General features: G+C 44.7%; 13 protein-coding genes. 12 read left to right on the forward strand and 1 reads right to left on the reverse strand.

Annotated elements, in window-relative coordinates:
- Positions 1-56: 56 nt before the first annotated feature.
- Entirely contained in the window at positions 57-1238 is a 1182-nt protein-coding gene (locus LVJ86_RS04700) for an acetyl-CoA C-acetyltransferase (protein ID WP_047761639.1), read from the forward strand.
- 90 nt (positions 1239-1328) lie between these two features.
- Here LVJ86_RS04700 and aroA read toward each other — a convergent pair whose 3' ends face one another.
- Positions 1329-2624, reverse strand: coding sequence for a 3-phosphoshikimate 1-carboxyvinyltransferase (gene aroA, locus LVJ86_RS04705; RefSeq protein ID WP_047761640.1), 1296 nt, complete (start codon positions 2622-2624; stop codon positions 1329-1331).
- Between the two features lie 106 nt (positions 2625-2730).
- Between aroA and cmk the strand changes: the two genes are divergently transcribed.
- From cmk to LVJ86_RS04760, 11 genes are all read left to right on the forward strand, one after another.
- Positions 2731-3390 carry a (d)CMP kinase gene (gene cmk / locus LVJ86_RS04710; protein ID WP_047761641.1) on the forward strand — a complete coding sequence of 220 codons (660 nt, stop codon included), beginning with the start codon at positions 2731-2733 and terminating at the stop codon, positions 3388-3390.
- Positions 3391-3550: 160 nt separating this feature from the next.
- Complete coding sequence (gene rpsA / locus LVJ86_RS04715) at positions 3551-5236, forward strand: 30S ribosomal protein S1 (protein WP_152667073.1); 1686 nt, start codon at positions 3551-3553, stop codon at positions 5234-5236.
- A 9-nt stretch (positions 5237-5245) separates the two neighbouring features.
- Positions 5246-5554 carry an integration host factor subunit beta gene (locus LVJ86_RS04720; RefSeq protein WP_047761642.1) on the forward strand — a complete coding sequence of 103 codons (309 nt, stop codon included), beginning with the start codon at positions 5246-5248 and terminating at the stop codon, positions 5552-5554.
- Positions 5555-5718: 164 nt separating this feature from the next.
- On the forward strand, positions 5719-6897 hold the full coding sequence (gene zapE / locus LVJ86_RS04725) for a cell division protein ZapE (protein WP_047761643.1): 1179 nt from the start codon (positions 5719-5721) through the stop codon (positions 6895-6897).
- Positions 6898-6951: 54 nt separating this feature from the next.
- Positions 6952-7377, forward strand: a complete 426-nt coding sequence (ndk, locus tag LVJ86_RS04730) for a nucleoside-diphosphate kinase (RefSeq protein ID WP_047761644.1) — start codon at positions 6952-6954, stop codon at positions 7375-7377.
- Between the two features lie 233 nt (positions 7378-7610).
- Complete coding sequence (rlmN, locus tag LVJ86_RS04735; protein WP_047761645.1) at positions 7611-8696, forward strand: dual-specificity RNA methyltransferase RlmN; 1086 nt, start codon at positions 7611-7613, stop codon at positions 8694-8696.
- A 13-nt stretch (positions 8697-8709) separates the two neighbouring features.
- On the forward strand, positions 8710-9474 hold the full coding sequence (pilW, locus tag LVJ86_RS04740; RefSeq protein ID WP_047761646.1) for a type IV pilus biogenesis/stability protein PilW: 765 nt from the start codon (positions 8710-8712) through the stop codon (positions 9472-9474).
- Entirely contained in the window at positions 9474-10367 is an 894-nt protein-coding gene (locus LVJ86_RS04745) for a helix-turn-helix domain-containing protein (RefSeq protein WP_047761647.1), read from the forward strand. The genes pilW and LVJ86_RS04745 overlap by 1 nt, the downstream gene beginning before the upstream one ends.
- A 6-nt stretch (positions 10368-10373) precedes the next feature.
- On the forward strand, positions 10374-11642 hold the full coding sequence (gene ispG / locus LVJ86_RS04750) for a flavodoxin-dependent (E)-4-hydroxy-3-methylbut-2-enyl-diphosphate synthase (RefSeq protein WP_047761648.1): 1269 nt from the start codon (positions 10374-10376) through the stop codon (positions 11640-11642).
- A gap of 80 nt (positions 11643-11722) precedes the next feature.
- Positions 11723-13018 (forward strand): histidine--tRNA ligase, encoded by a 1296-nt coding sequence (hisS, locus tag LVJ86_RS04755; protein WP_047761649.1) that lies wholly within the window; start codon positions 11723-11725, stop codon positions 13016-13018.
- Positions 13019-13648, forward strand: a complete 630-nt coding sequence (locus tag LVJ86_RS04760; RefSeq protein ID WP_047761650.1) for a YfgM family protein — start codon at positions 13019-13021, stop codon at positions 13646-13648.
- Positions 13649-13660 lie beyond the last annotated feature (12 nt).

The following is a 13660-nucleotide window of genomic DNA, read 5'->3' on the forward strand; positions in this document are numbered from 1 at the left end:
TTTATTTTTATGTTTGAAATCGGGTATTTACTCGAAATGATGATGAGGGAACGGCTATGACGCATGTTGCTATTGTCGCTGCGAAACGTACGGCTGTCGGCAGTTTTCTGGGAAGCCTTCGCAATATCGGCGCGCCGGAGTTGGGAGCGGTAGTTATTAAGGCGGTTTTGGATGAAGCAGGAATAGAACCGGCTTTGGTGGATCAAGTAATTATGGGAAATGTGCTAACTGCTGGTGTAGGGCAAAATCCGGCAAGGCAGGCTGCATTGGCAGCGGGCTTGCCGGTTGAAGTGCCGGCTGAAACCTTGAATGTCGTATGTGGTTCGGGCTTGCGGGCGGTACATTTGGCAGTACAGAGCATCGTTAGTGGAGAAGCGCAGATTGTTGTTGCCGGCGGCCAAGAGTCAATGTCGCTGGCGCCGCATTATTTAAACGGTTTGCGGGGCGGACAAAAAATGGGTAACGGCACTTTGGTCGATAGCATGGTTTCAGACGGCCTTACCGATGCTTATCACGGTTATCATATGGGAATAACGGCTGAAAATATTGCCGAAAAATTAAATATCAGTCGTGAAGAGCAAGATAGTTTTGCGTTGGAATCCCAAAAGCGTGCGGCAGCTGCCCAGGCAGCCGGAAAATTTAAAGATGAGATTGTGCCTGTTTCAATACCGCAGCGCAAAGGAGAACCTTTATTATTTGAGGAAGATGAATATATCAAACCTGATGCTGATGCGGCTGCCATGGCAAAATTGCGCCCGGCATTTAAAAGTGATGGCACGGTAACGGCAGCTAATGCTTCTGGCTTGAATGATGGGGCAGCAGCGGTTTTATTGATGAGCGCCGAAAAAGTTAAGGAATTAGACATACGGCCCTTGGCTTGGATTAAGGCGTATGCCGCAACAGGAATTTCACCTGAAGTAATGGGTTTGGGGCCAGTAGCGGCAGTACGGAAAACATTAGAAAAAGCAGGTTGGCAGCTTGATGAGGTGGATTTAATTGAGGCAAACGAAGCATTTGCCGCGCAAGCTTTGGGTGTTGCCAGGGAGCTTGGCCTGAATCTTCGGAAAACTAATGTAAACGGTGGCGCGATTGCGATTGGTCATCCGATAGGTGCGTCGGGTTGCCGTATTTTAGTAACCTTGCTGCATGAAATGAAACGTCGTGATGCGCAAAAGGGTTTAGCTACCCTGTGTGTCGGTGGTGGAATGGGTATCGCTTTGGCGGTTGAACACCATTAAAGCATTGGATACTAGAAATACAAAAAACGGTTCTTTTTAAAGAACCGTTTTTTGTATATATAGATTGTTGAATATGCCTAGTTATATTTTTCAGGCGGCGGTTAGTGAGTTGAATACTTCGAAATAAGTGGGGAAGGTTTTGTGCGTGCACTTCGGATCATTAATGATGATCGGTACGCCTAAAAGTGATACTAAAGAAAAACACATAGCCATACGGTGGTCGTCATATGTATCGATTTCAGCATCGGCAACTAATTGTGCCGGTGGGATAATGTGGATGGCTTCAGGTTCTTCTGATACGGTAGCTCCGACTTTTCTCAATTCCGTAGCCATAGCCGTAATACGGTCGGTTTCTTTTACCCGCCAGCTTCCGATATTGCGTAATGTACAAGGTGCTCCGCTTGCCAGGGCAACAATTGCCAAGGTCATTGCTGCATCGGGAATATGGTTAGCATCCAAATCGAAGGCTTTTACTGGGGTGTTGATAGGACGTGAAACTTCGATAAAATTATCCCCCCAATTAACAGTGGCGCCGATCTTTTCCAATTCGAGAGCAAAAGCTATGTCGCCTTGGATACTGTTTTTCCCTATCCCTGTTACACGTATTGGCGTACCGGATATTAAGCCTGCGGCCAGAAAATACGAAGCACTGGAAGCGTCACCTTCTACATGTACAACATCCGGCGCATGGTAGCGGCTGTTGGCCGGAATTTTAAAACGGCGATATTCTTGGTTCTCAATATGAATACCAAATTGAGCCATTAATTTTAAGGTAATATCAATATAAGGTTTGGAAATCAGCTCGCCTACCACCTCGATTTCAAATGTTTCGCCCGTGAGCGGCAGAGCCATCAGAAGAGCGGTAAGAAATTGGCTGGATACATTGCCTTTAATCGGAATAATCCGGGTGCCGTTATCTGAGCGCTCGTTAATTTGTAGCGGCGGATAGTTTTGATTACCTAAATAGCGGACATCTGCTCCGGCAATACGTAAAGCATCAACTAAGTCTCCGATTGGCCGTTCATGCATGCGCGGAACACCGTGCAAATGATAATCGCCGCCCAATATCGCCAATACGGCTGTTAACGGGCGGAATGCCGTGCCTGCATTACCTAGAAACAAATCAGCATTGCGGTTGGGGAATGAACCTCCGCAGCCGTGTATTTTCAGACGGCCTGCTTCTAAAAAATCGATTTTTACCCCTAATGCAGCCAGAGCCTCAAGCATTCGATCCGTATCATCTGATTTGAGTAGGGAGTGGATTTCACAAATATTATCGGATAGTGCCGCTAATAATAAAGTCCGGTTGCTGATACTTTTCGAGCCGGGAAGTGCAACGGTAGAAGGTTTTAAGATGGCGGCAGGCAGGTGGATGCATTCGGTCATAGCAGCTTTCTAAATCGGTAAAATTTAAGAAAATACGAAGATGGAGCAAATAGTGTAATTTTGTTATTATGCCAAGAATTGTGCCAATAGAATATAGAGAAACTGCATGGATTTAATTCAAAACGTTATCGCCATCGATGGCCCCAGTGCTTCAGGCAAAGGAACTGTTGCTTCGCGTGTGGCAGCTGCTCTCGGGTTCGATTATTTGGATTCGGGTGCACTATATCGTTTGACGGCATTATATGCTCAAAAGAAAAACGTAGATTGGAATGATGCCGAAGAAGTAGCAAAGCTGGCTAAAGACTTACCGATAGAATTTGATGGGCAAATTGTGAGACTGGCGGGTGAAGATGTTTCTAAGGCAATCCGCCTTGAAAATATCGGTATGGGTGCATCGGCAGTTGCTTCGTTGCCGCCTGTGCGAGAGGCTTTGCTTCAGCGCCAACGTGATTTTCTTACTGAAAAAGGTTTGGTAGGCGATGGCCGTGATATGGGTTCGGTTATTTTTCCAAATGCAGTATTGAAAATTTTTCTGACGGCTAGTCCCCAAGTTAGAGCCGAGCGTCGGGCGAAACAATTGGGGCTGCCTATTTCTGGTTCGGATTTTGACCGTATTCTATCTGATATAGAGGCGCGGGACGAGGCCGACCGCCGACGTCCGGTAGCACCATTGGTGCAGTTGCCGGATGCTAAACTTTTGGATACATCAAATTTGACTATTGAAGAGTCTGTAAAAAAAGTACTTGATTGGTATGGTGAAAAATAAAAATTAATGTATAATTTACCGTTATCCGTTCAGACGGCCTTAATTTGTTTCGCAAGGCCGTCTGAAAAGCTTTAAGAAGTACCGTTTGCTGCGCCAAGGGCGGTAAACGTCCGTTAAACCAACCCCCGCACGCCTTGGCAGTGTATTGAAAAGAGATATTATGACTATGGAAAATTTTGCCCAGTTATTGGAAGAAAGCTTTACCCTTCAAGAGATGAATCCCGGTGAAGTGATTACTGCCGAAGTGGTGGCAATCGACAACAACTTCGTTACCGTAAATGCCGGTTTGAAATCAGAATCTCTGATTGACGTAAGCGAATTCAAAAACGCTCAGGGCGAGATTGAAGTTAAAGTTGGTGACTTCGTTACAGTAACCATCGAGTCTGTTGAAAACGGCTTCGGTGAAACCAAACTGTCACGCGAAAAAGCCAAACGTGCCGCTGATTGGATTGCGCTGGAAGAGGCCATGGAAAACGGCGACATTCTGTCTGGTGTTATCAACGGCAAAGTTAAAGGTGGCTTGACCGTTATGATCAATAGCATCCGCGCATTCCTGCCGGGTTCTTTGGTTGACGTGCGCCCCGTAAAAGATACTTCACACTTTGAAGGCAAAGAAATCGAATTCAAAGTTATCAAATTGGATAAAAAACGTAACAACGTGGTTGTATCGCGTCGCGCCGTTTTGGAAGCTACTTTGGGTGAAGAGCGTAAAGCCTTGCTGGAAAACCTGCAAGAAGGTTCAGTGGTTAAAGGTATTGTTAAAAATATTACCGATTACGGTGCATTCGTTGATTTGGGCGGCATTGACGGCTTGCTCCACATTACTGACTTGGCATGGCGCCGCGTGAAACATCCGAGCGAAGTTTTGGAAGTCGGCCAAGAAGTAGAAGCCAAAGTTCTGAAGTTCGATCAAGAAAAACAACGCGTATCTTTGGGTATGAAACAATTGGGCGAAGATCCTTGGAATGGCTTGGCTCGCCGTTACCCGCAAGCTACCCGCCTGTTTGGTAAAGTGTCCAACTTGACCGACTATGGTGCATTCGTTGAAATCGAACAAGGTATCGAAGGTTTGGTACACGTTTCGGAAATGGATTGGACCAACAAAAACGTACATCCGAGCAAAGTGGTTCAGCTGGGTGATGAAGTAGAAGTGATGATTCTTGAGATCGATGAAGACCGCCGCCGTATTAGCTTGGGTATGAAACAGTGCCAAGCTAATCCGTGGGAAGATTTCGCCGAGAATCATAATAAAGGCGATAAAATTTCAGGCGCCGTTAAATCTATTACTGACTTCGGCGTATTTGTAGGCTTGCCTGGTGGTATCGACGGCTTGGTTCACCTTTCTGATTTGTCTTGGACCGAAGCCGGTGAAGAAGCTGTTCGCAAGTACAAAAAAGGCGAGGAAGTTGAAGCCGTTGTATTGGCTATCGATGTCGAAAAAGAGCGTATTTCTTTGGGCATCAAGCAGTTGGAAGGCGATCCCTTCAGTAACTTTATCAGCGTAAATGATAAAGGTGCTTTGGTAAAAGGTACTGTTAAATCAATCGATGCCAAAGGTGCGGTTATCGCTTTGTCTGATGAGGTAGAGGGTTACCTACCTGCTGCCGAATGGTCTAGTGAGCGCGTTGAAGATTTACGCAATGTGCTGAAAGAGGGCGATGAAGTAGAAGCCGTTGTGGCAACCGTTGATCGCAAAAACCGCAGCATCCGTCTGTCTGTAAAAGCCAAAGATGCTAAAGAAAACCGTGACGCTCTGAATTCGGTAAATTCTGCAGCTACAGCCAACGCTGGTACAACCAGCTTGGGTGATCTGCTGAAAGCCAAATTATCAGGCGAGCAAGAGTAAGGTGCGGTAATGACCAAATCCGAGCTTATGGTTCGCTTGGCTGAAGTATTTGCCGAGAAGAATGGTAATCAATTGGTGGCTAAAGATGTTGAATACAGCGTAAAGGTTTTAGTGGATACTATGACCCGTTCGCTGGCAAAAGGCCAACGTATTGAAATCCGTGGATTCGGAAGCTTCGACCTTAATCATCGTCCGGCACGTGTAGGACGTAACCCGAAAACAGGTGAAAAAGTGGAGGTGCCCGAGAAGTATGTGCCCCATTTCAAACCTGGTAAGGAATTGCGTGAACGCGTAGATCAGGCATTTTTAGGTAAGTAAGAAATTTGTAATATAAACGCCGCAGTAATGCGGCGTTTTTGTATTGCGAAAATTTTATTAAAAAGAGAGTAATTCTTCATTGTTGAAAAAATAGTAAGCAATAGACTTCATGCCGTCTGAAATACTTTATAATGACCATTTGATTTTTGTAACGAATGGTTGATATGAATAATAATGAAAACCGTTTTACCCCACCGGATTTTGTCAATCACAGTCCGTTGACTTGGTACCAATCTGCTTCGGAACAACCTGCTTTTATCAAAGATGCAGCTCAAGCCAAAGCTATAGAACACCTGGATAAATTGTGGACTGAGCTTATGCTTTTCAAGCGTAAGCGCAACCGTTTCTTAGGACGGAGTTTACGTTCTCCACAATTGCCTAAAGGCCTTTATTTTTACGGAGGCGTAGGGCGCGGTAAAAGTTTCTTAATGGATGTTTTTTATGGCTGCCTACCGTATCGGCGTAAGCGGCGAGTTCATTTTCATGCTTTTATGGCAGAAGTTCACCAGCGTATGAAGGTGTTAAAAAGCGAGCCTAATCCTTTGAAGGCGGTGGCAAAGGAAATCGCACGAGAAACCCGAGTATTGTGTTTTGATGAATTCCATGTTAGCGATATCGCTGATGCTATGATCTTGGGCCGTTTGCTAGAGAATTTATTTGATGAGGGGGTAGTGTTGGTTGCTACTTCAAACTATGCACCTTCGGAATTATATCCTCAGGGGCAAAATCGCAGTAGTTTCTTGCCAACAATCGCTCTGTTGGAGGAAAAACTAACTGTGCTAAATGTGGATGGGGGTGAAGATTACCGCTTACGTACTTTAAGACCTGCAGAGGTATTTTATGTGCCGGCTTCATTGGAGACGGAGCAAAAGCTGGCTGAGCTTTTTAAAGGTGTAAGCGGCGGAGTAAGTAAAAAACCTCATGTCGTGACCATACTTGATCGGGATATCATGTGTAATGCGCGTAGTGAAAAAGCCATTTGGTTTGACTTTCGTGCATTATGTTTCGGTCCTCGTTCTCAGGCTGATTATCTGTATCTGGCCGAGAATTACGAAATGGTATTTTTGTCTGGTATTGAGAAAATGGATGAATCCCAGCGTGCGGAAGCTCGCCGTCTTACTTGGCTTATCGATGTCTTATACGATTTTCGAGTAAAACTGTGTGCAACCAGCGAGGTGGCTGCCGAAGAAATTTATGTTGAAGGTGATTTTGCTAATGAATTTGTGCGTACGGTTAGCCGGATTGTGGAAATGCAGTCGCAAGAGTATTTGTCTTTACCGCACCTTACGTTGGGAATGGATAAAAAATCTGCAAACAACTCACAAAAAATACAGAAATCTTGATAGAATACAGCGCCGTATTAATTAATAGTCATATTTTATTTGAGGAGTAGGTAAATGGCGATTGAACGTACCATTTCGATTATCAAACCCGATGCAGTAGCGAAGAATGTTATCGGTCAGATTTACAGCCGTTTTGAAGAGAATGGCTTGTGTGTTGTTGCTGCAAAAATGAAACACTTAAGTGAAAAAGAAGCTCAAGCTTTCTATGCCGTACACAAAGAGCGCCCCTTCTTTAATGACTTGGTTGCTTTCATGACTAGTGGTCCGGTTATGATTCAAGTGCTTGAAGGTGAAAATGCTGTTGCTAAAAATCGTGAATTGATGGGTGCAACCAACCCGAAAGAAGCTGCTGCCGGTACTATTCGTGCTGATTTTGCAGAGTCAATCGATGCGAATGCCGTTCACGGCTCAGACAGTTTGGAGAATGCAGCTATTGAAATCGCTTACTTCTTCAGCCAAAGTGAGATTTGTGCACGCTAAATGCTCTTAAATATCTTGCAAGGCTGTCTTGATTTAATCAAGACAGCCTGAAGGTTTTTAAATTAAAGCCATTTTGCTTCTTTGTTGGTGTTTTCTTGTGAATTCAGTACAATGCGGTGAGGTGGTGTTTAATCTGAATACCTGCTTTTAGTCAAGCGGTCGGGTATTTTCGATATATTGAATATTTCAATATTTACCCTGACTGATATGGCGAGAATTATTACAAGAATTACATGAAAACCAATCTCCTGAATTTTGATTTAAACGGTCTGACAGAACACTTCTCTCAAATGGGAGAGAAGCCTTTTCGTGCTAAACAGGTTATGCGTTGGATGCATCAATCGGGTGCATCTGATTTTGATGAGATGACTGATTTGGCAAAATCTCTGCGTACCAAGTTAAATGCGGAAGCTTGTATTCAAGTGCCTGAGTTAATGATGTCACAAGAATCTTCAGACGGCACGCGCAAATGGTTGCTGGATGTGGGCACAGGAAATGGCGTAGAAACGGTATTTATCCCGGAGGCCGAGCGCGGCACTTTATGTATCTCCTCTCAGGTAGGTTGTGCATTGGAATGTACATTCTGTTCGACGGGCCGCCAAGGTTTTAACCGTAACCTGACAGCTTCTGAAATTATCGGTCAGCTTTGGTGGGCCAATAAGGCTATGGGGGTTACTCCAAAAAATGAACGTGTAATTTCTAATGTTGTCATGATGGGGATGGGTGAGCCGTTGGCAAATTTTGATAACGTTGTTACCGCATTAAGCATTATGTTAGATGACCATGGTTACGGGCTTTCACGCCGTAGGGTAACGGTTTCCACTTCAGGCATGGTGCCTCAGATGGATCGTCTGAAAGAAGTGATGCCGGTAGCCTTAGCTGTATCTCTGCATGCTTCTAACGATGCTGTACGTGATACTATTGTTCCACTAAATAAAAAATACCCTTTAAAAGAATTGATGGCAGCTTGCCAACGGTATTTGGTAAAAGCTCCCCGTGACTTTATTACATTTGAATATGTTATGCTTGACGGGGTAAATGACTTGGCTAAGCATGCTTATGAGTTGATTGATTTGGTTAAAGATGTACCGTGTAAATTTAATCTAATTCCTTTTAATCCATTTCCTAATTCGGGTTATGAACGCTCCAGTAATGAGAATATCCGGATTTTTAAAGATATATTGCAGCAAGCAGGTTTTGTGGTGACGGTACGTAAAACACGTGGAGATGATATTGATGCCGCTTGTGGTCAGTTGGCTGGCCAAGTGCAGGATAAAACCCGCAGGCAGCAGAAATGGCAGCAGTTGATTGTAGATTAAAAAGGGTAAGATAATGAGATTGAAATTCTGGCAGCCTTTGTTATTAGCAGTACTCTTGAGCGCTTGTGCGAGTAGTGGTTCTTCCAAGCCTAGTGCTAAAGAGCGGGCTTTGCAGGTTTCAAATATTAAAACCCAGCTGTCGGTTGAGTATATGAAGGCACAAGACTACCGCCAAGCTATAAAAAGTATTGACGAGGCCTTGGCATCTGATAGCCGTAATGCGAATGCTTGGTTAGTACGGGCACAAATTTATCAATACTTAAAAGTCTCTGATAAAGCTCAAGAAAGCTTTCTGAAAGTTTTAGATTTAAACCCAAATAGTGCAGAAGCCAATAACAATTATGGTTGGTTTTTATGCAGTATACAAAATAGGCCGTCTGAAGCGATACCTTATTTTGATAAGGCTCTTGCCGATCCAACCTATCCCAACCCTTATGTTGCTTACCTGAATAAAGGGATATGCAGTGCTAAAACCGGCCAATATTCTTTATCTGAGGCATATTTGGAAAGAGCATTGGCTACTGAGCCGCGCTTTTATCCGGCAATCAAAGAATTGGCCCGTACAAAATATTTAGCAGGGCAGCTTAGCGATGCGGATTATTATTTCAGACAATATCAAAGCAAAGTGGATATGTTGTCGGCAGATGATTTATTGCTGGGATGGCGGCTGTCCCGTGCGTTAGGTAATATTCAAGCAGCATATGAGTACGAAGCACAATTGCGTGCGAATTATCCTTATACCGAAGAACTTCAAATGATTACAACAGGACGTTTGTAATGACTGATAACCAACAACAAAACGAACAGCTGTCGGGTAACGCGGCACAAGAATTGGGGCAGAAATTGAAAAATGCCCGTGAAAAGCGTGGTTTTTCAATTGGAGAAGTGGCTGAGCGCCTGAAATTACCGGCCCGCCAAATCGAAGGATTGGAGAGCGGAAATTATGAAGGTTTGCCAGAACTTGTATTTGTACGAGGTTTTTTGCGTACTTATGGTCGGTTTTTAGAGTTGGATGACCAAGAGGTGGCCGGTTATCTGGACCGCATTATGCCGCAAGCTCGCAGCAATACTTATGCCGTACAGCGTGAAAAAAATTCAGACGGCCTGAATTATCAACAGACAACTGTGAAAAAGCCTTTTCCTGCATGGGTTATTGGTCTATTGGGAGTTGTGGCGATTGCCGGCGGTATTTATGCATGGCAAAGCAAATCACAGGCGGAAAGTGCAAAACAGGCTACTGAAAGCCAAGTGGGCTTAGGAGAGGTTGCAGAACCAAATCTGAAAGCCAGCAATGTTTCTGTAGTTGCCATGGCAAGTGAAGAGAGTGCTTCGGTAGCTGCGCCTGCAGCTGCTTCTGCAACTACTGCATCAGCAGCCTCTGAATCTGTGGCATCGGCATCAGCGGTAGCCGAAGCCGGTACGATTGCATCAAATGAGTTGGTCGTAAAGGTGCGTTACCGTTCGAATTTGGTAATTAAAGATAAAAATGGGCAATTTGTTATTAACCGTATTGTCCCAGCCGGTAGCGAACACCGTTTCCAAGGCGGTGCGCCTTATGATGTATGGATTGGTTATGCAGTTGGCGCAAGTGCCAATTATGGCGGTAACGATATTAATGTAGGTCAGCATATGGTGACTAAGAAAACTTCTTCATTCAAAGCAGGACAGTAAACCGTAATGAGTACTATGCCATCTCGCCGTGCCACTTATCAGGTAGAAGTTGATCACATTACCGTAGGTTCTGAATCTCCGGTCGTAGTACAATCGATGACCAATACGGATACTGCCGATGCGGCCGGTACGGCAGAGCAAGTAAAGGCTTTAAGTGATGCCGGTTCCGAAATGGTACGTATCACAGTCAATAGTCCGGAGGCTGCTTCCAAAGTAGCAGAAATACGCCAGCGTTTGGATGATATGGGATGCCAAACACCGTTAATTGGAGATTTTCACTTTAACGGTGAGCGTTTGCTTGCAGAGTTTCCTGATTGTGCAAAAGCTCTGTCAAAATACCGGATTAATCCAGGCAATGTCGGTAAAGGTGCGAAAGGCGATGAGAAATTTGCTTATATGATTCGTACCGCTGCCGAACACAATAAAGCAGTCCGTATTGGGGTTAACTGGGGCTCGCTGGATCAGAGTTTGGCCAAGAGAATGATGGATGCCAATTTGGCTTCGGCAAACCCCAAAAGCCCCGATGAGGTGATGAAAGAGGCACTCATCGTATCAGCGCTTGAGTCGGCACAAAAAGCCATTGATTTAGGCTTGCCTGAGAACAAAATTATTTTGTCTTGTAAAGTAAGCTCTGTACAGGATTTGATCCAAGTTTATCGTGATTTGGGGGCGCGTTGTCGTTTCCCGCTGCACTTGGGCCTGACTGAAGCCGGTATGGGCAGTAAAGGTATTGTTGCTTCGACTGCGGCATTGGCGGTTTTATTGCAAGAAGGCATAGGCGATACTATCCGCATTTCGCTAACACCGGAACCGGGTAGCTCTCGCACGCAAGAGGTTGTGGTAGCGCAAGAAATTCTGCAAACAATGGGTTTGCGCTCATTTACACCGATGGTAACTGCCTGTCCGGGTTGCGGACGCACGACCAGCACGGTATTCCAAGAGTTGGCTCGTGACATCCAGCATTATTTACGGGAACAAATGTCGGTATGGCGTTGGCAGTATCCGGGTGTGGAAAGTTTGAATGTTGCTGTAATGGGGTGCGTGGTAAACGGCCCGGGTGAAAGTAAATTAGCCGATATCGGTATCAGCCTGCCGGGTACAGGGGAAACCCCGGTTGCCCCTGTTTATGTGGATGGTGAGCGAAAAGTTACACTCAAGGGCGATAATATGGCCGAAGAATTTTTAGCCATCGTACAAGAGTATGTGGAAACCAATTACGGAGAAGGCGGAGCGAAACGCTCAACTAAACGTGTCATTCCGATTCAGTCTTCTTAATATGTAATACTGGAAGGCCGTCTGAAGCTGTTTATGCTTTCAGACGGCCTCAGACATAGATTTATTAAAGATAGTGTGATATGGGACAAAAAATCCAAGCTGTAAAAGGCATGAATGATTTACTGCCGGTGGAGCAGAAAGATTTTAAATTAACCGCTGCTTTGTGGCAGGAATTCGAAATGACCGTGAATAATTGGACACGGCGTTACGGGTACAGTCAAATTCGCACACCTATCGTAGAGCAAACGGGATTGTTTGTACGCTCAATAGGTGAAGAAACTGATGTTGTAGGAAAGGAAATGTATACGTTTTCCGATTCTAACGACAAGCTAAGTTTGACATTGCGACCGGAAGGTACGGCATCTTGCTTGCGAGCAGTAGTTGAGCATAATTTATTGTATAACGGTCCTGTGAAACTTTGGTATATGGGGCCGATGTTCCGCCGTGAGCGTCCGCAGAAAGGACGTTACCGCCAATTTCATCAGGTAGGTATCGAAGCCCTAGGTTATGAAGGCCCTGATATTGATGCTGAGATTATCGCCATGTGTGCAGATTTATGGCGGGAGCTGGGTATTTCCGATTTACTTAAATTGGAAATTAACAGCTTAGGGAACAGGGAGGAAAGGTCTGCCCACAGAGAGGCGTTAGTAGCATATCTTGAGCAGCATGAAGCCATTCTGGATGAAGACAGCAAACGCAGAATGTATACAAACCCTTTGCGCGTATTGGATACTAAAAATCCGGCGCTGCAAAAAATGGCAGATGAAGCCCCCCGCTTGAGTGATTATTTAGGCGAGGCATCTCGTGCGCACTATGAAGGCTTCAAAAAATTTCTTGACGGCTTGGGGGTCGACTATTATGAAAATCCCCGTTTGGTTCGAGGCTTGGATTATTACAACCAAACCGTTTTTGAGTGGACAACAGACAAACTAGGCGCACAAGCGACAGTATGCGGAGGCGGCCGTTATGACGGTTTGATTGAAGAGTTGGGCGGAAAATCTGCACCTTCTATCGGATTCGCTATGGGTGTAGAACGTTTGCTTTTGCTAGTGAAAGAATTTGGTAGTTTGCAAGTAGATGCGGCAGCAGATATTTATGCCATATATCAGGGTGATGGTGCTGCCTTGCAAGTAATGCGGTATGCACAAAAGTTACGTGCTGCAGGTTTTGATGTAATTCAGCATTGTGGAAGCCAGAGCTTGAAAGCACAGATGAAAAAGGCGGATGCCAGCGGAACTCGTTTCGCATTAATTGTAGCCGGGGATGAATTGGCTACAGATACCGTTACACTAAAAGATATGCGGGGCGAAAGAGGGCAAGTTACTATTGCCTCGGCAGATTTGATTAATACTTTACAAGGATGGAAACAGGCGTAAATGGCAACTCATATCCAAGATCAAGAGGAACTTGAGAACTTCAAATATTTTTGGAAAAGCTGGGGGCGGTGGCTGTTTGTAGCATTAGTATTGGCTGCGTTGGCTTATTTTTCCTATGTAATGTATCAACGCCATCAGTTTAACCAAAATCAGGAAGCGGCGGCAGTAATGGCTGGGCTGGTGGAAAAAGCTCAAAATAAAGGTGATGAACAAGCCATTAATGCCGATTTACAGCAGCTTCAGCAAAATTATCCGGCCAGTATTTCGGCAGCACAGGCAACCCTAATGGTGGCAGCCGCTGAATTTGATAAAGGCCGCTATGATGCGGCAAGTAATCATTTAAATTGGGTATTGAAAAATCAAAAAGCTCCTTTGGTTCAAGCTATTGCCGCACAACGTTTAGCCGTTGTGCAGTTACAAGAGAAAAAATATACCGAAGCATTGGCAACATTAAATATACCGGTTGATGAGGCGTTTATACCGCTCTTTTTGGAAACCAAAGGTGATGTTTATGCTGCGCAAGGTAAAAATAAAGAAGCTTTGGAGGCTTACGAACAGGCATTAACAAAGTTGCCTAAAGAAGCTCCAAACCGAGAATTATTGCAACTTAAAGCTGACCAATTTAAATAATTTTCCTGTGGT

Origin of the sequence: Neisseria arctica (genome assembly GCF_022870905.1) — a bacterium.
Classification (GTDB): domain Bacteria; phylum Pseudomonadota; class Gammaproteobacteria; order Burkholderiales; family Neisseriaceae; genus Neisseria; species Neisseria arctica.